Source organism: Achromobacter sp. MUI-25009338, from assembly GCF_057359325.1.
This window is the reverse complement of record NZ_CM170627.1, coordinates 222002-245782: the sequence shown is the minus strand read 5'-3', so window position 1 is coordinate 245782 and position 23781 is coordinate 222002. Positions and strand designations below refer to the sequence as shown.

General features: G+C 66.4%; 20 protein-coding genes. 5 read left to right on the top strand and 15 right to left on the bottom strand.

Annotation, left to right across the window (positions count from 1 at the left end):
* Nucleotides 1-312: 312 nt before the first annotated feature.
* From AC1IQ6_RS01140 to AC1IQ6_RS01125, 4 genes are all read right to left on the bottom strand, one after another.
* Nucleotides 313-2778, bottom strand: coding sequence for a TonB-dependent siderophore receptor (locus AC1IQ6_RS01140; protein ID WP_111826158.1), 2466 nt, complete (start codon nt 2776-2778; stop codon nt 313-315).
* 75 nt (nt 2779-2853) lie between these two features.
* Nucleotides 2854-3816: a FecR domain-containing protein gene (locus AC1IQ6_RS01135; RefSeq protein WP_485865676.1), complete on the bottom strand. Its 963-nt coding sequence runs from the start codon at nt 3814-3816 to the stop codon at nt 2854-2856.
* On the bottom strand, nt 3813-4340 hold the full coding sequence (locus tag AC1IQ6_RS01130; protein WP_485865675.1) for a sigma-70 family RNA polymerase sigma factor: 528 nt from the start codon (nt 4338-4340) through the stop codon (nt 3813-3815). The genes AC1IQ6_RS01135 and AC1IQ6_RS01130 overlap by 4 nt, the downstream gene beginning before the upstream one ends.
* 170 nt (nt 4341-4510) lie before the next feature.
* Complete coding sequence (locus AC1IQ6_RS01125; protein WP_485865674.1) at nt 4511-7462, bottom strand: autotransporter family protein; 2952 nt, start codon at nt 7460-7462, stop codon at nt 4511-4513.
* 414 nt (nt 7463-7876) lie between these two features.
* Here AC1IQ6_RS01125 and AC1IQ6_RS01120 point away from each other — a divergent pair, with 414 nt between their 5' ends.
* Together AC1IQ6_RS01120 and AC1IQ6_RS01115 are read left to right on the top strand one after the other, a co-directional pair.
* On the top strand, nt 7877-8344 hold the full coding sequence (locus tag AC1IQ6_RS01120; RefSeq protein WP_485865673.1) for a GNAT family N-acetyltransferase: 468 nt from the start codon (nt 7877-7879) through the stop codon (nt 8342-8344).
* Between the two features lie 114 nt (nt 8345-8458).
* Nucleotides 8459-9571: an FUSC family protein gene (locus AC1IQ6_RS01115; RefSeq protein ID WP_485865672.1), complete on the top strand. Its 1113-nt coding sequence runs from the start codon at nt 8459-8461 to the stop codon at nt 9569-9571.
* Nucleotides 9572-9590: 19 nt separating this feature from the next.
* Here the strand turns inward: AC1IQ6_RS01115 and AC1IQ6_RS01110 are convergent, their stop codons facing one another.
* Entirely contained in the window at nt 9591-10940 is a 1350-nt protein-coding gene (locus AC1IQ6_RS01110) for an alanine/glycine:cation symporter family protein (protein ID WP_102773102.1), read from the bottom strand.
* 117 nt (nt 10941-11057) lie between these two features.
* Here AC1IQ6_RS01110 and AC1IQ6_RS01105 point away from each other — a divergent pair, with 117 nt between their 5' ends.
* Nucleotides 11058-11618, top strand: a complete 561-nt coding sequence (locus AC1IQ6_RS01105; protein WP_102773101.1) for a LuxR family transcriptional regulator — start codon at nt 11058-11060, stop codon at nt 11616-11618.
* A 16-nt stretch (nt 11619-11634) separates the two neighbouring features.
* Here AC1IQ6_RS01105 and AC1IQ6_RS01100 read toward each other — a convergent pair whose 3' ends face one another.
* From AC1IQ6_RS01100 to AC1IQ6_RS01070, 7 genes are all read right to left on the bottom strand, one after another.
* Nucleotides 11635-12414 carry an SDR family NAD(P)-dependent oxidoreductase gene (locus AC1IQ6_RS01100; protein WP_485865671.1) on the bottom strand — a complete coding sequence of 260 codons (780 nt, stop codon included), beginning with the start codon at nt 12412-12414 and terminating at the stop codon, nt 11635-11637.
* 27 nt (nt 12415-12441) lie between these two features.
* The gene (locus AC1IQ6_RS01095) at nt 12442-13758 is read right to left on the bottom strand and encodes a TRAP transporter large permease (RefSeq protein WP_485865670.1); all 1317 of its coding nucleotides are present in this window, start codon (nt 13756-13758) and stop codon (nt 12442-12444) included.
* Between the two features lie 9 nt (nt 13759-13767).
* Nucleotides 13768-14301 carry a TRAP transporter small permease gene (locus AC1IQ6_RS01090; RefSeq protein WP_485865669.1) on the bottom strand — a complete coding sequence of 178 codons (534 nt, stop codon included), beginning with the start codon at nt 14299-14301 and terminating at the stop codon, nt 13768-13770.
* A gap of 72 nt (nt 14302-14373) precedes the next feature.
* Nucleotides 14374-15468, bottom strand: a complete 1095-nt coding sequence (locus AC1IQ6_RS01085; protein ID WP_102773097.1) for a C4-dicarboxylate TRAP transporter substrate-binding protein — start codon at nt 15466-15468, stop codon at nt 14374-14376.
* A gap of 37 nt (nt 15469-15505) precedes the next feature.
* Complete coding sequence (locus AC1IQ6_RS01080; protein ID WP_479730795.1) at nt 15506-17056, bottom strand: class I adenylate-forming enzyme family protein; 1551 nt, start codon at nt 17054-17056, stop codon at nt 15506-15508.
* A gap of 17 nt (nt 17057-17073) precedes the next feature.
* Nucleotides 17074-18252, bottom strand: coding sequence for an acetyl-CoA acetyltransferase (locus AC1IQ6_RS01075; RefSeq protein ID WP_111826165.1), 1179 nt, complete (start codon nt 18250-18252; stop codon nt 17074-17076).
* 96 nt (nt 18253-18348) lie between these two features.
* Entirely contained in the window at nt 18349-19758 is a 1410-nt protein-coding gene (locus AC1IQ6_RS01070) for an aminotransferase-like domain-containing protein (RefSeq protein ID WP_485865668.1), read from the bottom strand.
* On the opposite strand from AC1IQ6_RS01070, the gene AC1IQ6_RS01065 reads away from it, so the two are divergent.
* Nucleotides 19757-20062 (top strand): hypothetical protein, encoded by a 306-nt coding sequence (locus AC1IQ6_RS01065; RefSeq protein WP_146196899.1) that lies wholly within the window; start codon nt 19757-19759, stop codon nt 20060-20062. The two genes, AC1IQ6_RS01070 and AC1IQ6_RS01065, sit on opposite strands and share 2 nt — an antisense overlap.
* Nucleotides 20063-20078: 16 nt before the next feature.
* Here the strand turns inward: AC1IQ6_RS01065 and AC1IQ6_RS01060 are convergent, their stop codons facing one another.
* The 3 genes from AC1IQ6_RS01060 to AC1IQ6_RS01050 all read right to left on the bottom strand — a co-directional run bounded on the left by AC1IQ6_RS01060 (nt 20079) and on the right by AC1IQ6_RS01050 (nt 22806).
* Nucleotides 20079-21434: a type II toxin-antitoxin system HipA family toxin gene (locus AC1IQ6_RS01060; RefSeq protein ID WP_485865667.1), complete on the bottom strand. Its 1356-nt coding sequence runs from the start codon at nt 21432-21434 to the stop codon at nt 20079-20081.
* A gap of 3 nt (nt 21435-21437) precedes the next feature.
* A complete protein-coding gene (locus AC1IQ6_RS01055; protein ID WP_485865666.1) occupies nt 21438-21713 on the bottom strand; it encodes a helix-turn-helix domain-containing protein in 276 nt (91 codons plus the stop codon).
* Nucleotides 21714-22416: 703 nt separating this feature from the next.
* The gene (locus tag AC1IQ6_RS01050; protein WP_485865665.1) at nt 22417-22806 is read right to left on the bottom strand and encodes a hypothetical protein; all 390 of its coding nucleotides are present in this window, start codon (nt 22804-22806) and stop codon (nt 22417-22419) included.
* A 221-nt stretch (nt 22807-23027) separates the two neighbouring features.
* Here AC1IQ6_RS01050 and AC1IQ6_RS01045 point away from each other — a divergent pair, with 221 nt between their 5' ends.
* Nucleotides 23028-23654: a tyrosine-type recombinase/integrase gene (locus tag AC1IQ6_RS01045; protein ID WP_485865664.1), complete on the top strand. Its 627-nt coding sequence runs from the start codon at nt 23028-23030 to the stop codon at nt 23652-23654.
* Nucleotides 23655-23781 lie beyond the last annotated feature (127 nt).

Below are 23781 nucleotides of genomic sequence, written 5' to 3'. Positions count from 1 at the left end.
CGGATCGGTCGCAATAAACCCCGGGAAATCCCTCAAACGATTACATCCATTACATAAATGGCAACATAATCGCGCCCGGATATTGTTAGTAAATATTGAAATTGGTTTTTGTTGATTTTGATTAATCTGGCTGAAACCATGCGCGCGCTGACCTGGAGTTATTTGCTGATTACCCAATGAAATGTCACCGCTTCAAATTCAAGTCACCACCACGGCAATATTTCAGAAATAAAGACGCGGCCGCGCAGGGCCGGCCGGAATGAAAAAGGCCCGCGCGCAGGCGGGCCTTCGGGCAAGCGGATCCGGCAGGACCTAGAAGCGGTATTTCAGGTTGAGCATGGCGTTGCGCGGCGCGCCGTAGTAGCCGGTGTTGAAGGTCGTGTCCAGGCTATCGAGATACTTCTTGTCGAACACGTTGTTCAGATTCAGCGTCGCGGTCAGCGATGGGCTGAACTCGTGGCTGGCCATCAGGTTGACCACGGCGTAGGCCGGCTGGCTCGCCGTGACCGTGCGGCCGAGCTGCCAGGGCGTGGCGGAGTAATGGATCCTGCTCTGCCAGTTCACGCCGGCGCCCACCACCGTGCGGTTCCAGTCGCCCGGCAGGCGGTACGTGGTCCAGACCTTGACCAGATGTTCGGGCATGACGGTCTTGATGCGCTTGCCGTCTGCATCCTCGCTGCGGTTGTAGGCATAGGACGCGGACACCTGCCAGCCGGGACTCAGTTCACCGGTCAGTTCCAGGTCCAGGCCGCGGGTCCTGGCGCCCGGCACGGCGCGGTAGGCCGCCACGTTGTCGGTGCCCGGCACGATCTGGCCGTCGTCGGCGATCGCCAGGTTGTCCTGGCGGATTTCATAGACGGCCGCCGACGCCTCCAGCCGGCCATTGGCGAATTCGCCCTTCCAGCCCAGTTCGATGTTCTCGCCCTGGCGCGGGTCCAGCATGCGGCCGTTGCGGTCGCGGTAGTACTGCGGCTTGTAGATCGACGCATAGCTGGCGTAGATCGTGGAGCTGTCGTCCAGGTCGTAGAGCACGCCGGCATAAGGCGTGACCCGGCCGTTTTCCTCGGCCAGCATGTCCTGGTCGAAGGGCCGGCTGGCGGGCGCGGCGAACAACTGCTGGTAGTGCCATTTGTAGTTGCTGACGCGGGCGCCGGCGATCAGCGAAAGCCTGTCGGTCGGACGCAGCCGCGTGGCCAGGTAGGCGCCGCTTTCCCGCGTATAGGTGTCGTTGTCGTAGTTCTTGACCAGGTCCGGATGCACCGACTGATTGCGCCAGCCGTAGAGATTGAACGGATTGGCCGCGGCCGCCCCGCTGACGTCGCGCATCACGTCCGACTTGGTGTCCGACTCGGTGAACGACACGCCGGCCACCAGTTGGTGTTCGCGCCCGAACAGCGTGTACGGCCCTTCGAGATGCAGGTCCAGGCCGGTCTGCACCTGCCGGCTGTTGCCGCCTTGAATCCAGAGCGGCACGCCGGCGCCGGTGACGGGGTTGGCGAAGCCGGCGGTCAGAGAAGCCATCGCGGTCTGGAAGTCGCGCTGGCTTTCCAGCCGGTTGAAGGAGAGCTTGCCGGTCCAGCCGCCGCCCAGTTCCTGGCGCAGCGACCCGAACACCGTCACGGCTTCGACGTCGAAGAAGTTGTTGCGCGCCGCCACGCTGCGCGACCGGCGCAGGTCCGCCTGTTCTCCCGTGCTGTAGAACAGCGGCGTGCCCAGCCCGCCCAGCGTGCCGGTGGGCTGCTTGCGCTGGTAGTCGATGCCTGCGGTCAGTTGCGTGGTGGCGGTCAGGTCGGCCTCGATCACACCGTAGAGCACGTCCTTTTTTTCGCGGTAGTAATCGATGAAGCTGCCGCCGCGCTGCTGCGCGGCGATGGCGCGACCGCGCACGCTGCCCGATGGGTTCAAGGGGCCGGCCACGTCGGCCTCCAGCCGGAACCGGTCCCACGAGCCGGCCCCCGCCGAGACATGGCCCTGGAACTGCGTGGTCGGGCGCTTGCGCACGAAATTGAGCGTGCCCGCCGGCTCGCCCACGCCGCTCATCAGGCCGGCGGCGCCGCGCAGGACCTCGACGCGGTCGTAGACCACAGTGTCGGCCAAACTGGGCGCGACGTCCTGCGTGCCAACCTCGACCACCGTGGGCACGCCGTCGAGCTGGTACTGGTCGATGGCATAGCCGCGCGAATAGACGTTGAAGCGCTCGCTGCCCATGTTCTGCACCGAGATGCCGGGCGCCTGCTGCAGCACGTCGCTGACGCTGTTGAGGTTCTGGTCCTCGATGCGCTGGCGCGTCATGACGCTGACGGTCTGCGGCGTTTCGCGCAGCGACAGGTCGAGCTTGGTGGCGGTGGCGCTGGCCGGTATGGCGTAGCCGCCCAGCGCCTCGCTGCTTTCGCCCAGCGAGTAGCCGTCGACGGTGACCGCTTCGAGCTGCGCCGCGCCCGCCGGCTCGCGCACGATGGCGTAGCGGCCGGCGTCGCCTCGGCGCGCCATCAGGCCGGTGTCGCGCAACAGCGCGGCCAGCGCGGCGTCGGGCGGGTAGGAGCCATGCAGCCCGGGGCTGCGCAGGCCACGCATCAGGGCCGGGTCGTAGACCAGCACCAGGCCGGCCTGCGCCGCATAGCGGTTGAGCGCCGCGTCCAGCGGACCGGCCGGAACGTCCAGCGTCGCGGCGGCCTGCGCCAGTGCGGCGGCCGGCAGCGCGGCGGCCGCTGCGCCGCCCAGCGTCAGCGCGCAATGCAGAATGCCGCGGAACGCGTGTCGGCGAGGTAGGTGCTTCATGGTGTGGAACCCTTCAGGTGTGGAACTGAAGGACAGGACGGCCGGGCATCGAGAAGCGCGCAATGCCGTTACAAATCAGCGGAGCGTAATGCGCAGCACGCCGGGCAGCACCCGCTCGACGCGGATCGGCAGCAGCTCCTCCAGGGCCTGCAGCGCCTCGTCGCCCTGCAGCGGCATGACGCCCGACACGCGCAGGCCCTGCAACGCCTGGCGGTCGAACCAGAAATAGGCGCGGCGATGGCGCGCCAGCTGGTCCAGCACGTCGGGCAGCGGCGCATCGCGCACCGAGATGCGCCCATGCGCCCAGGCCTCGGCGCCGTCGGCGTCGATCGCGCGCAAAGGCCCCAGGCCCTGGCGCGTCATGCGCACCGCCTGGCCCGCCGGCACGGCGGCGCACGGTTCGGCCTGCGCCGGGCAGACCTTGACCTGTGATTCGGTCACCAGGACTTCGGTGGCGCCACGCAGTTGCCTGACCACATAGCGCGTGCCCAGGGCCGTGGCCTCGCCCTGTTCGGTGCGGACCACGAAAGGACGGCGCGCCGGGTCCGCGGCCACTTTCACCAGCACTTCGCCCTGGCGCAGCATGATGCGGCGCTCAGTACCGGTGTAGACCACGTCGACCGCGCTGTCGGTGTTCAGGACCAGCGTGCTGCCGTCGGCCAGCCAGAGTTCGCGCAGTTCGCCCACGTGGCTGCGGTGGTCGGCCAGCAGCCAGGCCGGCGGCGCGTAATGCAGCAACAAGGCGGTCAGGGGAGCCAGCAGCGCCAGCGCAAGCAGGGCCCGACGGCCCTTGGTGCGGGATTTCCGGCCAGCGGAAAGTATGGCGCGCGCGCGACCGCCGGGCAGCGCCTGCGCCTGCTGCGCGAAGATCGCCCATACGCGGTCCAGTTCCTGCCAGGCGGCCTCGTGGCGGGCGCTGCGCTCGCGCCATTGGCGGCAGGCTTCGCGGTCTTGCGCGCTGACCTCGCCCGAACTCATGAGGCCGTGCCAGTCGGCGGCCTCTTCGAGCAGTTTGCGCTGGAGGCTGTCGTCGTTCACGGCCCCGGGTTCCAGCCCGCCTGCACGAATGCGTCGCGGCAGGCAAGCAAGGCCAGCGCGATATGCCGGCGCACCGTGGCCTCCGACACTTTCAGCGCCAGCGCGATGTCTTTGTGCAGCATGCCGTCGAACACGCTCATCAGGAAGGCCTGGCCAGCCTGCCCGGGCAGCCTGTCGATGGCCAGGCTCAGCGCGGTCAGGGCCTGCACCGCCGCGGCCACGCTTTCCGAGGAGGGCGCGCAGCCCGACGCGTGCAGGGCGGCGTAAGTGTCGAGGTACGCGCGCTCGATGTCCTGGCGGCGGCTTTCGTCGATGATCAGGCGCCTTGCGATGGTGGCCAGCAGGGCGCGCGGTTGCAGCAGATCTTCGACGCCGCCCCGCTGCAGCAGGCGCAGGAAGGTGTCCTGGGCCAGGTCTTCCGCCGACGAACGGCAGCCCAGCTTGCGCCGGACCCAGCCGAAAAGCCACGCATGATGCTCGCTGTAGAACAGGTCGAAAGTGCTGCGACGCTTGAGCAAAGACATGGAACGGACTGTGCGATGGCTGCGTGAGTAGAGTGCTCCGAATTCTAAATGATATTGATTCTTTTTGTTAATAGAACGAAAAAGAGCCGCGACGGACCGGACGAAACCGGCCCGCCGCGGCTCGCGGCGCCCGCGCGGATCGGGCGCGCAGGCATTAGAAATGCACGGCCTTAGAAACGCACGGCCAGCCTGAAGATGCCGGACTGCTGGCGATTGCCGCCGCCGAACTGGGCGTCATAGGCGAAGCCGGCCGTGGTGTTGCGCGTGATCGCCACTTCGGCGCCCAGGCCCAGCACCGCGGCGTCGCGCGCGATCGGCACGCCCGTTACCGAGAACGTGCTGCCGCCGTCGAACGCCAGTTCCTGGCGCGGCTTCACGTCGCCCATGGCGTGGCGCCAGCCCAGGGTCGCGGTCAGGCGGCCCGGCGCGCGGTCGGAACCGAACTGCCATGCGCCGCGCAGGCCCAGCGTGGTGCTGGTCACGTCATCGGTGCTGCCCTTGCCGTGCAGCGCCGCGGTGCCGCCCGATTCCTCGAAGTCGCGCGTGCGGACCTGGTTCCAGGCCAGGCCGGCGAACGGCTCGACGGTGTAGGCGTCGCCCAGCGACAGCTTGTAGCCGAGTTCGGTGAACAGCTGCGTCGAGGACGCGCTGTACGACGATTTGAGCTGCTGGTTCAGGCTGCCGGCCGCGACGTCGCGCTTGGTGTCGATGTCGTGCCAGGTGTAGGCCGCGCCCGCCATGAAGCGGATGTGGCCGGGGCCGGCCGCGAAGTTGCGGCCGCCGAACAGCGTCGCCGTATAGCTGTCGATGCTGGTGCGCGAGGCCACGTCGTCGATCGAGGCATGGCTGCCGGTGTAGCCGACCGCGCCGCCCAGGCGCCAGCCGCCGCCCACCTCGCCGTCGCCGCCGACGAACAGGCCGCCGGCCGATTGGCTGAGGCTGGAGGCGTTGCCGTCGCCGCCGAAATGGCTCCAGTTGCCGAAGCCCTGCGCCCAGATCGGTGATGCGCCGCTTTGCGGCATGGCGTCGGACGACGACGCGCCCAGCTGCGCCGTGGGCCGTCCCGCCAGCATCGGCGCGTCGAGGTTGCCGCGCAGATGCGCCAGCGGCAGCGAGCGCACGGTGTCGGCCTGGCTTTGCAGCACGCTGGCGGTGCTGGCGTAGGCTTCGCCCGACAGCTGCTTCAGGGCCGAGCGCGCCTGCTCCGGCGTCATGGTGAGCACGGCCGTCGCCACCTGGCTGGCGCCCGTGGTCTTGTCCGCGGCGATGCCGCTGCCGACCAGCTGCGATTCGCCGGCGGTGGGCGTGGACGATCCGCTGCCCGTCACGGGGGTCTTGTCGCCGCCGGTGGCGGGCTGGTCACCGCCCGTCGCGGGCTTGTCGCCGCCGGTCGCGGGCTTGTCGCCGCCGGTCGCAGGCTGGTCGCCGCCGGTCGCGGGCTTATCGCCGCCGGTCGCGGGCTGGTCGCCACCGGTCGCGGGCTGGTCGCCGCCGGTCGCGGGTTTGTCGCCGCCCGTCGCCGGCGGTTCTTCCTTGTCCAGCGCGTCGCCCACGCTGCTTTCGTTGTCGGTGCCGCCGATGTCGCCGATCGGCACGTCATTGCGCGCCAGCGTCATGAACGCATTGTTGGCGTCGTAGCTGAGCGTGGGCGTCAGGAACGCATACGAGCTGGTGGCGCCGGTGAAGCGGCCCTGCACGCCGCCGTCGGCGGTCAGGATGTTGTAGGTGGTGCGCGGCGCGTAATTGCCATTGGGTCCCACGTGCGCCACGGAGCCGTCCAGCCTGGCCACGCCGGTGACGTGGATGCGGTCGCTGGCGTTGCTGGCCGGATCGGCGTGCACGCGATAGATGGTGTTCTCGCCGAAGTCGAGGTTGCCGTTGATGGTCAGCGTGCCGATGGGCGAGCCGTCGTTGCCGGGCGACACGACCGCGGTCGGATACAGCGTGGTGCTGCCCAGCTGGCCGACGCCGGCCAGCACGACTTCGCGGCCGATATCGACCGGGCCGTTGAGCTTGCCGTCGATTTCCAGCGCGCCGTCGGCGATCAGGATCGGGCCGGTCAGGCCGCTGCTGTCGGCGGTCAGGATCACCGAGCCCGGGCCGGTCTTGACGAAGCCCTGCGTGCCTTGCAGCGGGTTGTCGATGATGTCGACGAACTGGCCCGAAGCATAGGTGCCGTCGCCCACGACGATGGCCGGCGGATTGCCGCCGCTGCCCACCAGGGTGATGGGCGCGCCCTGCAGGCGATAGCGGTCGGTGGCGAACTGGATGCCGGACACGCGCACCGGGCCTTCGACGTTCACCACGCCGGTCTGGCCGGCGAAGATGGCGTAGCCCGCATCGGGCAAGGCGCCGGTGGCGTTGGTCGGGCTGCTCCAGTTCGCGCCGCCCGCGCTCCAGGTGCCGCTGCCGCCGCCGGCGCGGGTGGCCGAGGCCAGGCCGTCGCCGTTCCACAGATTGGTCGTGCTCGGGCCCAGGATCAGGTTGATCTGCTTGTCGCCGGTCAGCGTCTGGATGGTCGCGCCGGGCGTCGAGTCGCCGGTGACCGGGCCCAGCGTCAGGCCGTTGCCGCTCAGGGAACCGGTGTACGACATGATCCGGTAGTAGCCGGCGTTCACGCCCAGCGTGTTGACCGAGACATTCAGCGTCGTGTTGTTGAGCGCCACGTCGCCGCGCACGGTGATGTTGTCGCCGGTGCCGGGCTGCGTGATGGGCAGGCCCGCGTAGCCGGTCTCGAAGTCGAACACCGCGTTGTTCATCGACACATTGCCGTTGACGACCAGATTGCCGTTGGAGACCCCGGTCGGCGTGCCCACGGAATAACCGGGCGCCACGCGCGCATTGCTCACATTGAGATCGCCGTTGATCGAACCGAAGCCCGCGATGGTGCCGTTCGATGTCGCGTTGACGCCGCCGCCCAGCGTGACGCCCGCCCCGCCGCCATTGCCGCCGATCACCAGCGTGCCGCCGCTGACGTCGACCCCACCGGGAAAATTGACCGAACCGTCAAACACCCGCGTATCGCCCGACGTCACGGTCAGGTCCGCAGCGATGACGCTACCTCCGTAGGACGCGCTCAGCGCGAGCGTCGCCGTCAGCCATTTCTTCGTGCCCTGTATCAACGTAGATACTCCCTATCTCGATTAATCGCCGCATTAATTCCGCATTACCGAATTGCTGTAAAAGTGTTTTTACGTAACAATCCGGCCTGCCTGAAATTGAATGGGCTTCCGCGAAAAAAGGACGCAATGTATACCGCTTTTTTGGCAATAAAAAGAATTAGCGGTCAAACAAGGGCTAGATAATTGAAATAGTGCGATTGGATACCAACCGCATGATTTCATTGGCTAAATGGATGGCATCCGGTTTGTTCAGCGTGCATCTACGGATACCATCTTTATTACCGAAGCGGCGATATTCGGATACCATCCTGATCCACGAATTCCAGGCCGGATCGCAGTTTTTCTGAAGCAATTCAGAAATAACTGGAAATAAAACCCGGCTGGCGTCCCTGCAACCCGATTTCGAGAATCTTCATGCGTTTTCGCTCCGCAACCGTTTCCGATCTGCCCGCGCTGGGCGCGCTTGCGCTGGCTTCCAAGGCTCACTGGGGTTATTCGGCCCGGCAACTGGAGCAATGGCGCGACGACCTGACGCCGCATGCGTCGTGGATCGGCGCGCGGCCGTTCGTGGTGGCCGAAAACGATGACGGCCTGATAGGTTTCTACACGCTGGAGCCTGGCGGCGACGGCATCTGCGCGCTGGACAATCTGTGGATCCGCCCCGGCCTGATCGGACAGGGCTTCGGCCGCCGCCTGTTCGCCCACGCGGCCGATCGGGCGCGCGCGCTGGGCGCGACGGAAATGCACATCGACGCCGAGCCCCATGCCGAACGGTTCTACCTGTCGCGCGGCGCCCGCCGCCTGGGCGCGGTGGCCGCGCCCATCGACGGCGAGCCGGCCCGCGTCAGGCCGCAGTTGACGCTGCGCCTCGAACCGGCTTGAAGGCGCCGCCGCCCTAAAAGCGGGCAAGCATGGCCTGTGCGCTGCAAGCGCATCGTCCTGCCCGGGCATGTCGCTTGCTCGCCGGGGTACCGGTACACGCCAGCCGCCGATATTTTGAAAAACCCTGCTTCGCCACGCCGCTCCCGCGCTCCCGCCGCGTTCCTCGCCCTGCTGAACCGCCGGTCCGTCGACGGCGCGCTGGGGCGGGACATCATCCGCCTGCCGGTGCAAACCGTCGCAGCGGTACTGCTGGCCTATGCCTGCATGCAGTGGCTGAACCTGCCGGACATCGCCTGGGGCGCCTTTTCCGCCCTGTTCGTGGTGCGGGCCAGCGTGGAAGGAACCATCGGCGAAGGCACGGCCCGCGTGCTCGGCGCCCTGATCGGCGTGGCGATCGGCGTCTCGCTGGTCGTGCTGTCGCAGGTGGGCGGACTGGCGATCTGGTGGAGCATCGTGATCGGGGTCGGCCTTGCGGCCTACATTTCGATGCGCTGGCCGACCCTGAGCTACAGCCTGGTCACCGTCACCATCCTGACCGTCACGCCGGACGCCGACATCCTGGCCGGCGCCATGCATAAAACCGTCGCCATCATGATCGGCTCGGCCTCGGGCATCCTGGCCGCCGCGGCCGTACTGCCGTTGTCGGCGCGCCGCAGCGTGCGTACCAGCCTGGCCGTCTCCATCGAGGCCTTCGGCGACCTGCTGGTGCAATGGGCCGCCGCCTTGAACGACGGCAGCCAGCGCCCCTGCCTGCACGGCCGGACGGCCATGGAAGAAGCGCGCCAGCGCGCGCGCGACATGTCATCGCAGGCGCGCACCTTTCCCATGGATCTGCTGTACCCGCACGGCGCCGCCTATCGGCTGCATGACGGCATAGACCGCCTGTGGCGCACCGTCACCCTGATGGAGCGCGCCGGCGACGTGCCGCTCACGGACAACATCTGCCGACGCCTGGGGCCCGCGCTGGACGAGATCGCCGCAGCGGCGCGGGCGCAGGTCGAGGACCTGGCGCAGGCGCTGCGCGAGGACCGCCGTTCGGCGCCGCCGCCCCGTTTCGGCTCGCCGCTGCGGCAGCTGGACGGCATCATCGAGGCCGCCATGGGCGACGGCGGCTTCGACCCGACGGAACGGGAGTCCGTCGAAGTCATCCGCTGGGCCTTGCATGAAGTGGCGCGCGAACTGGACGCGCTGGCCGAGCACCTCGACGGCGGCTCCGCGCGCCGGTAACACGGCCGGCGCGGGCGGGCTATTCGCGGTTCGCGGCGAAATGCTCGCGCGTCAGCTTCACCACCAGCGGCGACAACAGCACCAGCGCGATCAGGTTGGGCACCGCCATCAGCCCGTTCAGCGTATCGGCCAGCAACCAGGCGAAATCGAGGTGGGCGATGGCGCCGAACGGCACGGCGATCACCCAGACGATCCGGAACGGCAGGATGGCGCGCACGCCCACCAGGAACTCCCAGCAGCGCTCGCTGAGATAGCTCCAGCCCAGGATGGTGGTGAAGGCGAAGATCGCCAGCGCCACCGCGATGACGTAGCGGCCGATGCCGGGCAGCGCCGCGTCGAACGCGGCGGCCGACAGCACCGCGCCGCTGGCGCCGCTGGTCCACAAGCCCGAGCACACGATGACCAGGCCGGTCATCGTGCAGATGACGATGGTGTCGATGAAGGTGCCGATCATCCCGATCATGCCCGAGCGCACCGGGCTCTTGCTGGTGCCCGCGGCCTGCACGATGCCGGCGGTGCCCAGCCCGGCTTCGTTCGAGAAAATGCCGCGCGCCACGCCGTAGCGCATGGCGGCCATCACCGCCGCCCCGGCAAAGCCGCCGGTGGCCGCGACGGGCGAGAACGCATGCGTGAAGATCAGCGCCAGCGCGGTCGGGATGGCCTCGGCCATGACGATCAGCGCGATCACCGACGCCACGATATAGGCCACGCACATGAACGGCACCAGCGCCTCGGCCACCGCGCCGATGCGGCGGATGCCGCCCAGCACCACCAGCCCGATCAGCGCCATGGAGACCAGGCCGGTCACCCAGTCGGGCACGCCGAACGACGCGCCCAGCGCGTCGGCCATGCTGTTGACCTGCACCATGTTGCCGATGCCGAATCCGGCCAGGCCGCCGAACAGCGCGAACAAGGCGCCCAGCCAGGCCCATTTCGGGCCCAGGCCGTTGCGGATCGCGTACATCGGCCCGCCGGTGAATTCGCCGCGCGGGTCCTTCTCGCGGAAGTGCACGGCCAGCAGCACTTCGCTGTACTTGGTGGCCATGCCCACCAGGGCCGTCGCCCACATCCAGAACAGCGCGCCCGGACCGCCCAGGAAAATGGCGGTGGCCACGCCGGCGATATTGCCGGTGCCCACCGTGGCGGCCAGGCTGGTCATCAGCGCCTGGAACGGGCTGATCTCCCCGGTGGATTCGTCGCCCTTGGCGCGGCTGCGCCACGCCAGGCGAAAGCCCGCCGCGATCTTGGTCAGCGGCATGAAGCCCAGCCGCAGCATGAGGAACAGGCCCGTGCCCAGAATCAGCACCAGCATCAGCGGCCCCCACACCAGGCCGTTGACGCCGTTCACTATCGAATCGAGAGTCTCCATATGTGTCTCCTCTTGGAACAAGCCTAGATTGTGCACGAGCCCCGCGGCCTGGCCGTTGTCGGGCCGGCCGCGGCTGCGGTATATATGTCCTCGATAGAGCGATAAACGGAGACAGGCATGCGGGACCACAATCTGGCGTTGTTGGCATTCACGGAATCGCCTGCTCCGCAGGTCGTCTGTCGTTCGCGCAAGATATCCGAGTGCAATCACGCGTTCGCGCACCTGTTCGGCTACAAGCGCGAAGAGCTGGTAGGCGAATCGATCCTCAAGCTGTATCCGTCGCGGGCGGACTACCACGAGATCGGCCAGCGCTGCCTGAATCACCTGCAGAGCAATTGCTACTACGAAGACGAACGCTTCATGCAGCATCGCAACCGCGAAATTTTCTGGGCCCGCGCGCGCGGCATCACGCTGACCTCCGACGATCCTTTCGACCTGATGATCTGGAGCTTCGAGCGGATCGCCGACAATCCGGTCAAGACCGCCAACCTGACCCGCCGCGAGCGCGAGATTTCCGGCTACGTCGTCAACGGCCTGAGCTGCAAGGAGATCGCCGCGCGCCTGAAGATTTCGCACCGCACGGTCGAGGTGCACCGCGGCCGCATCATGCGCAAGCTGGAGGTCAAGAACACCGCCGAGCTGGTCTCGCGCATCATCATGGTCGACCGCAAGGCCTGAGGCTTGCGGCCGGCCGTCAGCGCGAGACGCTGCCGGTGCGGCTCACGCCGGCCGCCAGGTAGCCGCCGTCGACGGCCAGGATGTGGCCGTTGATGTAGCCCGCGCCCGGCGAGGCCAGAAAGACGATGGCCTCGGCGATCTCCTGCGCGGTGCCCAGGCGGCCCACCGGCAGCATGGCCTCGAACGCGGCGCGGGTTTCCGGCGTATAGGCGTCGGCCGTCATGGCGGTGACCACCGGCCCAGGCGCGACCGCATTGGCGGTGATGCCGAGCGGGCCCAGCTCCATGGCCAGTTGCCGGGTCAGGCCGATGACCGCGGCCTTGGAGGTGCCGTAGGCGGCGCGGCCGATGCCGGCGCGCACGCCGCTGATCGAGGCGAGGTTGACGATGCGGCCGTAGCCGCGCGCGGCCATGCCGGCGGCTGCGCGTTGCGCGCAGCGGAAGGTGCCGGTGACGTTGACGGCGAGAATCCGCTCCCAGTCCGCGATGGGGTAGTCCAGCAGCGGCGCCACGCCCATGATGCCGGCGCTATTGACCAGGACTTCGATCGGGCCGAGCGCGGCCTCGGCTTCCCGGAAGGCCTGCGCCACCGAGGCGTCGTCGGTCACGTCGATGGCCAGCGCCACGGCCTGGCCGCCGGCCGCGACGATCTCCTGCGCACATGCCAGCGCGCCGTCGCGATGGAGGTCGGCCACCGCCACCTTGTCGCCGCGCGCGGCCAGCGCCTGGGCCGCGGCCCGGCCCAGGCCCGAGGCGCCGCCCGTGACCAGCGCGACATGGGTTCGTTCTTGCTGCATGGAAGCTCCCTTGCCGGATGCGCGGCGTCATTTGCCCAGCATCATTTCGGGCAATAAGGTGACAATGGCCGGGAAGGCGAACAGGATGGCGGTGGCGATGAATTCCATGATGACGAACCACCAGGCGCCCTGGAAGATCTTGGTCAGCGGCGTGCTGCGGTCTATGCCCGCGATGACGAAGACGTTCAAGCCCACTGGCGGCGTGATCAGGCCGATTTCGCACATCTTGACCGCCAGGATGCCGAACCAGATCGGGTCGAACCCCAGCGACACGACGGTGGGGAACATGATCGGCAAGGTGATCACCAGCATCGAGAATGCGTCCAGGAACATGCCCATCGGCACATAGGCCAGCAGCAGCAGGATCACGATCAGGGTGGGCGAGACGTCGGATGCGACGATCACTTCGGCGATCTGCTGCGGCACCTGCACCAGGCTCAGGAAGAAGCTGAAGATGCCCGCCCCCAGCATGGTGAAGAGGATCATCACGGTGGTGGTGATGGCGTTGCGGAAGCTCTCGTACAGCTTGCCGCGCAGCGAGCCGCGCGCCTGCGCCGCGCACAGCAGCATGATCAGCGCGGCCAGCGCGCCCACGGCGGCCGCCTCGGTGGCCGTCACGATGCCCAGGTAGATGCCGCCCAGCACGATCACGAACAGCATCACCACCTGCCAGCCGTCCTTGAGCGAGGCCAGGCGTTCGCCCCAGCCATGGCGCGGCAGCGGGGCCGCGCCGACGCGGCCGCTGGCCGCGACGACCCAGATGCCCGCCACGAACACCAGCGTGGACAGCAGGCCCGGCAGCACGCCGGCCACCAGCATCTTGCCGGCCGAGACTTCGGTCAGCGCGGCGTAGAAGATCAGCAGCACGCTCGGCGGAATCAGCACGCCCAGCACGCCGCCGGCGGCCACGGCGCCGGCCGACAGCCGCGGGTCGTAGCCCGCGCGCTTCATCTCCGGAATGGCCACCGCCCCGACCGTGGCGGCGGTGGCCACGCTGGAGCCGGACGTGGCGGCGAAGCCGGCGCAGGTCAGCACCGACGACATCGCCAGGCCGCCCGGGAAATGGCCCACCCATTTGCGCGCCACGTTGAACAGGCGCGCGCCCACGCCCGCATGATGCGCAAACGCGCCCATCAGGATGAACAGCGGGATGACGGTCAGCAGGTACGAGGCCGACTGCGCGTACGAAAACGATTTCATGCGGTTGAGGACGAAACCGAAGTCCTCGACCATGACGATGCCGGCGACGCCGGCCAGGCCCAGCGCGGCGAACACCGGCGTGCCCAGCAGCATCAGGACGAAGATCAGGCCGGTGGCGATCAGCGTGGCGGTAGTGGTGTCCATGCCGGCTCCTCAGTGCATTGCGGCGGTCGCGGCGTCGACCGCGCGCCTGGGCGCGCGGCTGCACAGCGCCCGGACGGCGCAGAAAAGCATCTGCAGCGCGCCGAACCACAGGCCGATGGCGACGGCCGCCTTGGCCCACCAGATCGGGACCTCGACATAGCCCCAGCGGAACTCGCGGATCGCCACCGATTCGATCGCCTCGCCGGTGGCCGGATAGGCCAGCACGGCCAGCATCGCGGCCGCCAGCAACCAGGCCAGACAGTCGAGCGCGCGCCCGGCCGCCTCCGGCAGCCATTTCCGGGCCATGGTCACGCGGATGTGCGCGTCATCGAGCTGCGTCCAGCCCAGGCCCATGAAGACGATCATCACCATGCTGAGCTCGGACATCTCGAACAGGCCCGGCAGCGGACTGCCGGCGATGGTGCGAAACGCTGCGTCGATGGTGGTGCCGAGCATCATGAACAGCAGGAAAGCCAGGGCGATCGCGCCCATGATATTGGAGAGGGCAAGCAGCAGCTTGCCGAGCGGGGTTTCTTCATTCATGTGGAGGCCGTTCGAAGAAGAAGGCGGCGCGGCGGCGCCCCGCAGGAGGCGCCTGGCCGCGGCCGCCGTGGGTCATGCCTGGGCGGCCAGCTCGTCGAAGCGCTTGAGCGTGCCCTGCGGGTCGTACTTGGCGATGGCGGCGTCGATCAGCGATTGCATGCGCGCGCCGTCGATGCGCGCGGGCTTGGCGACGTTGTCGAGCCAGGCCTGGACTTCGGCGGGCTGCACCAGCGCCTTGGCCTTGCGCTTTTCCTCGTCGGACAGCGAGGAGAACTTCGCGCCTTCGGCCAGCGCCGTCTTGACGTACTGGCGCGCGGCCGCGTCGAAAATCTCGGTGTACTTGCCGCCGTAGATTTCACCCACGATGTCGTTGCACAGCGCCTTGACCGGCTCCGGGAAGGCTTCCCAGGTGCGCATGTTGATGATGGTGGCGGACGGCCCGTGCGGACCGTCGCCGATGTCTGTGAAGTAAGGCGCGATCTCGTGCAGCTTGTAGCCGACCGCCGTGATGAAGTCGAACCCGTACACGCCGTCCAGCACGCCGCGTTCGAGCGCGGTGTAGACCTCGGGCGCGGCCATCGGCACGGCGGTGCCGCCCAGCCGCTGGATCACGTCATTGGCCACGCCGTAGCCGCGGATACGCTTGCCGCGGATGTCCTCCACCGACTTGATCGGCTCGCGCGTGACCAGCGGCGCGTAATACCAGTTGGTCCAGTACATGACCTTGGCGCGGTAGCGCTTTTCCCATTCATCGCGCAGCGGCTGGAACTGCTCGTAGACGTCGCGGCACACCAGGTGCAGCGCGTCGGCGCGGTTCATGCGGTAGTACCACTCCAGGCCGCGCGTGACCGGCAGCTGCGCCTGGTAGTAGCCCGGCGAGATCAGCGACATCTCGGAGGTGCCGTCGCGCACCGCCGACAGGTGCTCGCCCACTTTATTCAGCGACTGCGCCCAGTAGCGGCGCACCTTGACGGCGCCGTTGCTGCGCGTCTCCAGCTGCTTGAGGAACCAGTCGTCCAGGCGCGATGGCCCGGCCGTCTCGGCGATGTAGCTGTCGAACTTGATGGATACGGGCTTGTCCGCCGCCAGCAGCCGGGACGGCCAGACCGCGGGGGCCGAGACGCCGGCCAGCAGGCCGGCGGTCTTGATGAAATCGCGTCTTCTCATTGTTGTCTCCTGGTGGTTGATTGGGCCGGCCTGTGCGTCAGGCCGTGCCGGGGCGCGCTGCCGTTTCGGCCTGCAGCGCTTCGCGCAACTCCGTCTTGGGAATCTTGCCGTAGCTGTTCTTGGGCAGCTCCGCGCGAAAGCAATAACGCTTGGGGGTCTTGAACGCGGCGATCTCGGCGCGGCACCAGCGGTCCAGCTCCTCTGCCGGCGCCTGCGCGTCCGGCCTGAACACCACGAAGGCGACCACTTCCTCGCCCCACTGGGCGCTGGGCGCCCCCACGACCGCCACTTCGAGCACGGCCGGATGGCGGGCCAGCACCTCCTCCACTTCGCGCGGATAGATGTTCGAGCCGCCCGAGATGATCACGTCCTTGCTGCGGTCGGTCAGCGTCAGGAAACCTTCCTGGTCCAGCCGGCCGATATCGCCGGTGCGCAGCCAGCCGTCGACCAGCGTGGCGCGCGTGGCCGCTTCGTTGTTCCAGTAGCCCGCCATGACGGCGTCGCCGCGCACGATCACTTCGCCTTCGACGCCGGCCGGCGCGTCCGCCATGGACGCATCGACCACGCGCACTTCCATGCAGCTCTGCGCCACGCCGACCGAGGCCAGGCGCGCCTGCCACCGCGGATGCGCGCGGTCGGCGATGATCTCGCGCGCCAGCGCGGTGATGGTCATGGGGCTTTCGCCCTGGCCGTAGATCTGGGCGAAGCGCGGCCCCAGCACCTGCAGGGCGTCGAGGATGTCGGCCTGGTACATGGGGCCGCCGCCGTAGATGACGGTGTGCAGGCCGCGTCCGTCGCGTCCGTCGCGGCGCGCCTGCTCGACCAGCCGCTTGACCATGGTGGGCGCCGCGAACAAGGACAGCGAACCGCAGGCCTCGGCCGTGTCGAGGATCTCGGCCGGATCGAAGCCGCGGCTGGCGGGCACGATATGGCGCGCGGCGCGGCGCACGTACACGAAGTGGTACAGCCCGGCACCGTGCGACATGGGCGCGGCATACAGCATGCTGTCGCCGGCCGCCACCGTTTCGACGTCGGCGGCGTAGCACAGCGACATGGCCACCAGGTTGCGATGCGTCAGCATCACCCCCTTGGGACGGCCGGTGGTGCCGGACGTATAGAACAGCCACGCCAGCGCCTGGGGCGCCAGGGCGAGCGGCGCGCGCAGGCCGTCGGCCAGCCCGGCGCGGGCCGCCTCTTCATAGGCAGGGCCGTCGAGTTCCAAATGCAGGCACGCCGCGGGCACGCAATCGCCCGGCAGATCCTGCGCGGTGTCGGTCAGCACGACCCGGGCCTGCGAATCGTCCAGAATCCAGGCCACTTCCTTGGGATGCAGTTTCGGATTGACCGGCACCACCATGGCGCCGATCCACCAGCAGGCGTAGAACAGCTCCAGGTACTCGACCCGGTTCTTCATGAAGAGCGCGACGCGGTCGCCCTCGGTCACGCCGTGTCCGGCCAGCCAGCGCGCCAGGCCGCCGGCGCGCAGCGCAAAGGACCGGTAGTCGGCGTGCAGGCGGTCGCCCTGGAACAGGGCCGGATTGTCGGGATGCAGCAGGGCCGCGGCGTGCAGCCAGTTCGAAATATTCATGATGCGGGAGCGAAAACTCAGGCCCGGGCTGCCTGCAGGATCGAGGCATAGTTGGCCACCGCCGCGCCGCCCATGTTGAACACCAGGCCGAGTTCGGCGCCGGGACGCTGGATGCCGCCGGCGCGGCCGGTGAGCTGGCGGAACGCCAGCGCGTGCATGGACACGCCGGTCGCGCCGACCGGATGCCCCTTGGCCTTCAGGCCGCCGGACAGGTTCACCGGCAGGCTGCCGTCGCGCAGCACGGTGCCGTCGTCCAGGGCCCGCCGCCCCTGTCCCGCCGGGGCCAGTCCCATCGCCTCGTAGATCAGCAGCTCGGCGATCGTGAAGCAGTCGTGCACCTCGGCGAAATCCAGGTCGCCCGCGCCGATTCCGGCGTCGGCATAGGCCTGCGAAATCGCGCGGCGCGGACCTTCGAAGGCCAGCAGGTCGCGGCCGCGCAGCGGCAGGAAATCGTTGACCTGGCAGGCCGCGCGAATACGCACTTCGCGGGCGAACGGCGCCGCATGTTCGGCGGCGGTCAGCACGACCGCCGCCGCCCCGTCGGTGACCAGTGAGCAGTCCGTCAGGCGCAAGGGCGGCGCGATGAGGGGGTTCTTGTCGGACACGGTATTGCAGAAGTCCGCGTCCATGGGCCGGTGCATCTGCGCCAGCGGGTTGTCCATGGCGTTGCCGTGGTTCTTGGCGGCGATCCGGGCCATGGCGGGCAGCGGATCTTCGTATCGCTCGGCGTACTGGCCGGCCGCCAGGGCGAACAGCTGCGGAAAGCTCAGCCCGGCCTCGGCGGCATCGTTCTTGTAGCCCGCGCCGGCCAGCGCTTGCGTAACCTCGGCCGTGGTGCGCGAGGTCATTTTCTCGGCGCCCACCACCAGCACGGTGCGCGCAGCGCCCGCCTGGATGGCGCGCATGCCGGCATGCAGCGCCGCCGAGCCGGAGGCGCAGGCGTTCTCGCAACGGGTGGCCGGCTTGAAGCGCAGCGCCGGCGCGGCCTGCAGGATCAGCGAGGCGGCGAAGGCGTCAGGCACCAGGCCGGCGTTGAAATTGCCCAGGAACACTGCGTCGATGCTGGCCGGGTCCACGCCGGCATCCTCGATCGCCTCCGTGGCGGCCATGACGATAAGCTGTTCGAGGTTCAGGGCGTCCAGGCGGCCGAAGGGCGTATGGCCGCTGCCCACGATGGATACCGGTATGCCGGGCATCGTCGTCTCCGTTGATTTTTCTGGTTTTTTCAGTATCGGACGACGTACCCCGTATATCCATACGTGCAGCTACGTACAAAAATACGTACAGAAAGATCACACGACGTTGGACACCCGCCTGGCAAGATCGCCCTTGAGCAGCTCCGCCAACCGGGTCAGGCCCTGCGTCAGGCGATTCCGGTCGATGGCTCCGCCCAACGACACACGAAGCGCTGCGGGGCTGTGGGCCTCCGTGGAAAACGACTCCGAGTCGGTGACGCTCACCCCTTGTTGCAGCGCCGTTTGCGTAAGCCGGTAGAGGTCGATATGACGCGGCAACTGGAGCCAGAGATGCAGCCCGTTCGGGTCGGCCTGGATATTGCCGGGCAGGATCGATGCGGCTATGGCCTGCCGATGCCGCAGCTCGTTCTTGACCTGTGCAAGCCATTGAGCGGCAGCCCCCGACGCTATCCAGGCCGAAGCCATTTCAGTCATCCAGGGAGCGGGCATCAGGGCCAGCGAACGCAGGGCATCGAGAACCGGACTCAACGGCTCACCGGCAGGCACGACCAGGTAAGCCGTTCGCAGCCCTGGCGCCATGCATTTGGATAGCGTCGAAACGTAGTAGACCGGGGCCGCGGACGTGTCGGCGGCCAATGAGAACATCGTGCTCGGCGCACGATCGCTCAACAGCCAGTAGGGATCGTCCTCGATCACCGGCAGCGCGTATTCCTCGGCAACACGCAACAGCGCCGTCCGCCGCTCGTGGGAGAGCGTCAGCGCAGTGGGGTTCTGGATCGTCGGATTCAGGTACAGCATCGCGGGACGATGCTGCTCGCACACGCGCTGGAGGTCGGCGGGGTCCATGCCGAGTTTATCCGACTTCACCCCGACGGCCTGGCGCTGAAGTACGCGTACCGCGGCCAGGAAACCCGGATAAGTCAGCTCATCGCATGCAATGGCGTCTCCGGACTGGCTCCTGGCCAGCAACAGCGCCGCGATGGCGGTCTGGGCGCCCGGGCAGACCACGATCCGCTCGATCTCCGTGTCGCCTATCATCGGCCGCAGCCATTTCGCCGCTGCTGCCCGATGCCGGCTGGCCCCCGCACCCACGTGATAGCTCATCAGGTCCATCGAGCTTGCCGCCGCCTGCGTCGCGTCGCCGCCTTGCGCAAGCATGTGCAGAAACTCCGCGCTGCCGAGCAACGGCGGGATATTCATGCCCAGGTCGATCGTCCCCGCCGTTTCGGCGCCCGAATAGGCCACATAAGTCCCGCCCGACCCCTGGGCTTCCAGCAAGCCTTGCTGGCGGACTTCCGTGTACGCCCGGGTGACGGTCGTGAGATCGACGCCCAATGCCTGGGCCAGCTCGCGCTGCGGGGGCAGGCGGTCACCCGCCCGAAGCACGCCGTCCTCCACCGCCGTGACGATTTGCGCGGCGATCTGCTGGTACCGGGGGCCCGAGCCCGCGGTCAGGGGCCGCACCCAAGACGTGTTTGCTTTCTTCAGGCGACGTGGGAGAGACATGCCTTATCTTGATGTATGGGGTTTTTGCACCCTGCGCAGGCAGGAAAAAACATACAAACCGAGAAATTCAACAGTTTGTATGGATTTTGACGGTAAAATTCGGCTGGTTTGTAGGGAGTATAGCGTTCACTCCGCGCGTCCGACCTGCGCTCGTTTCGAGGAAATGATGAATTTTTGGATCCCTGTAGTCTTCGGTACGTTCAAGCTCCTCGTGTTGGGCACCGGCATGTATCTCGCCATCAAGTCCCATTACGACGGAGAAAAAGAGGAGAAGAAGAAAAAGCAGGAGATGAAGGCGCCGTAGGGCCGGTCCTTTGTCGCTAAGCTGCGAGTTTGTCGGCAGCCTGTTGCAGGCCGTCGAGGATGGAATCAGCCACGTACATGGGGAATCCGGCGGGCAGCAACGCGCGAACGGTCTTCACGACCCCGGGCGTGCGCGCCACCAGGTCGTCGACCACCGCCTCCGCGCCGCGGCCATCGGGCGCCACCACCCCATGCTCGGCGCCCATGGTCAGCCAGTGCCGGCGCAGGATGTCCCGCATGGCCCAATGGGGATTCTTCGAACGCACGGCCATGGCCATCCTGGCCTTGAATGGCGAAAGCTGGTTCGCCCGCGTGCCGATCACCGGGTAGGCCGACAGCACGTCGTACAGCGGCGTGAGCCGGTAGCTGCCGCCAGCGTTCAGAAAGAGACTGAAGTTCTTCGCGTGGCCGTCAGTGGCGCGCAGCATGCAAAAGAGGACCTGCGCCTGGAAGAACTTGCGGCGGTCTCCATCCGGGTCTGTGGAGGTGGCCAGCAATTTCGTGATGGCGCGCACGCCCGGCCCGCCGTCCGCCTCGTATTTCAGGTGAGGCGGTGTCCCGGTGGCCTGGCACATGTCTTCTTGCGGCAACCGGACGAGCCAGCGCTTGCCGTCAGGAGCGGTCCACCACCTGCGGTCGAAGCGCTCGACCGCGAGCACCTTCATATCTTCGAACTGGAGGGCCTTTGTGCGGGCCACCGGCAGGCCATAGGCGTGCAGGATCTCTGAACACAGCCACTCGTTCTCGACGGAGTCGCGCATATCGAACTGAACGTTGCCGACCAGGCCCAGCGGCAACTTGAAAATATGGGTGCTCGGCGTCGCGCCATGAGGCAGACACCACCGGTCGTCGTACCGGAGCAGCGCCGTCTTCTCTTGAGCGCCGGCGATGGAAACACGAAAGCCTTCGTCGTCTGTCGCGTCTCGGCTGCCCACCGCGGCCGGCGCCAGAGTGTTGCGCAAGACCTGGGCCACTTCGGCGTCGTCCAGCGGCGTCGCGTGGACCTCGTCAACGCCGTCCGGCGGTGCCGCGTCCGGCAGCACCTGCAAAGCGCCCGCGCAATCCCGGCCGATTTCGGCCAGCAGCGCGAACGCATCGGTCGAACCGGCCTGAAATCGACGCGCGACACGCTCACGTATGTCCTTGCTGTCCGGCAGCAGGTTCTCGAAGTACGTGCGGACGGCATCGCCACGGTGCGGCTTGTTGCCAGGGGTGAAGGGCAACGACAGCGACAGCGGCCGGCCTTGGGGGGAAGCAACCCAGGCGTCGGCGTACTGCAGCTTTTCGGCAGCATGAGAATGGATGCTCCAGGTGCCGACGAATTCGCCGTTCATCCAGAGATTCAGGGTGCGGGTGTGCGAGCGTCGACCCACGGCTCACCACGCCGGGCGGGGCGGCACAGAGGTTTCCGGCGACGCCGCGGACGGTGATGCGCTGTCCTGACGCAGCACGAGTTCGACGCCCAGGATGCTGAGAAGCTCCAGCAGCCGGCCGGCGCTGACCTTGTCGGCATGACGCTCGAGATTGGACAAGGCCTGCTGGCTGATGCCCAGGCGCTTAGCGGTATCTGCTTGAGTCAGGCCGGACTGCTTGCGAAAAGCCTGGAGCAGTGTCGGCAGCTGGCCTGCGGTCCGTACGGGGAATTCGGACATACAAGTTTGACGTTGTATTGCTGGTTTACAAACTTTACTGCGTAAGGTGGGAATACGCAATGGAAGTTGTAGAGATGGAATACAATTCCTAAGTTGTATTTCTGTCTTACCAATTCAGGATTGTAAAACTCTCGGACGACGGCTTTGGCACCGTGACCGGGCGGAAGCGGTCCCTTGAACTTCTCCAACATCAGTGCCGAATGGTCGCACAGACATAGCGTGCCGGTGGCGACATTAGTAGTGAAAGCGAGAAATCAGGCCGCTCCAATGTTCCTTGCAATCACTTGATTTGAATGGCTGCGGAAAGGGCCTCCTGTCTCTTGGCAGACAAACTCTGCGTGCCAGGCAGAACAACACGCATTCTAGGATGCCGGGCCACACAGGAAACCGGCCCCGCACCAGGCGCTGTCACTGCGAGACTGCTATCGGCCAGAAGCAGCCAGTGGCGGTAAAAAACACCCAACGTTTGAGTTAAGAGGGCGATGCAGCAGCAGGTCTCTCCACGATCTCTGCAATATCAGCAATGCTTCCAATTGTGAGCAGAACGGGAGACAGCTCTTCAACTCGCTGGTGAGGGCGCCACGCAAAACGCCACTCATGCTGCGAGCTGAATTTAAGTGGCTTAGAGAAAACTGCACCAAGCGCACTGTTGCCTCCATACACGACGGCGGCATCCACGCCCGCCCACTGAGGCAGAGCGATCTCAGCCCGCATGATGCAACCTTTGGCAGAAATCATCTACCTTATGGATGACTAGGCATGCATCGGTGCCAGGAAAATCATCAAATTGACGCTCATCCCGGAGCTTTGAAAAGCAGATGGTCAAATAATTCGTCCCGACGTCTGTTCTATAGACAACTTCGCCGATAGGTTTGATGATCTGCCCCGTGTGCATAACAGTGATCAACACGGAACTAGCTGGAGACGTGTTTATACGAACTAATTCATCATCATGTCGTGCTGCGTCAGTCTCTTGTTGTTTATAGTCAGTCGCGGGCCGCAGACGAAACTCACCAAGACCAAGAGAGCGCTCCAGCCATTTTTTTTCGGAGTATCTATATAGCTTTGGCGGCCGCATAAAATCGGTTTTCATAAACCCCTAACATAATTTAGACCGAACCCATCTGCATCCCATATTTGGCGCTTGCAGTCGGTCAAATTTCTCAGAAATGGGTTACGCGGAATGTACCAAAACTTGCCTGATAACGCCTCGGATGGCTGCTTTTTAGCTTGGTCTTGGGAGACTGCTTTGGGTCGGATAGCGACCCTCCGTAGGAGCACACTGAATCTCCCTTTACGCGAAACGAGATTGTCATGGAATCCGCGAATGTCACCGTTGGCCATCGTGCGCCATGGAACAAAGGCAAAATCACCGGGCAGAAGCCACCTCTAAAGCTAGGAGAAATTTGGGCAATCCGAACGAGACTGCAGATGGCGTCGAACGCCCGGGAACTCGCAATGTTCAATCTCGCAATCGATAGCAAGCTTCGCGCGTGTGATCTCACGCGATTGCAGGTGCAGGACATCCGTCACGGAAGCCACGTGGCCGCCAGAGCCACCGTCATGCAACAAAAGACCCTGCGTCCGGTGCAATTCGAGACCACGGGGCAAACCCGTGAGAGCGTTGAAGCATGGATCGAGACGCGAGGGCTAAAGGCGGCGGATTTTCTGTTTCCGAGCCGGTTGCATACGTCGCCACAACTATCGACGCGGCAGTACGCCCGGATTGTGCATCGCTGGATCGCATCGATTGGCCTAGACGATACCGCATATGGAACCCACACTATGCGCCGTACAAAAGCCTCGTTGATCTACCGCCGGACGAAGAATCTTCGGGCTGTACAACTGCTGCTCGGGCATACAAAGCTGGAAAGCACAGTTCGCTACCTTGGCATCGAGGTCGACGATGCGCTTGAGATGGCTGAACAAACCGAGGTTTGATGCATCCCGGCCGGCAAGCGGACGCTTGCCGGTCAGGAGCGGCCTGTCGGAAATTTGTTCAGATGGCCTATCTGGCTAACCAAAGTCGTCCCGAGTTGTTACGTTAGGTGGCACTGCAATCAGCGTC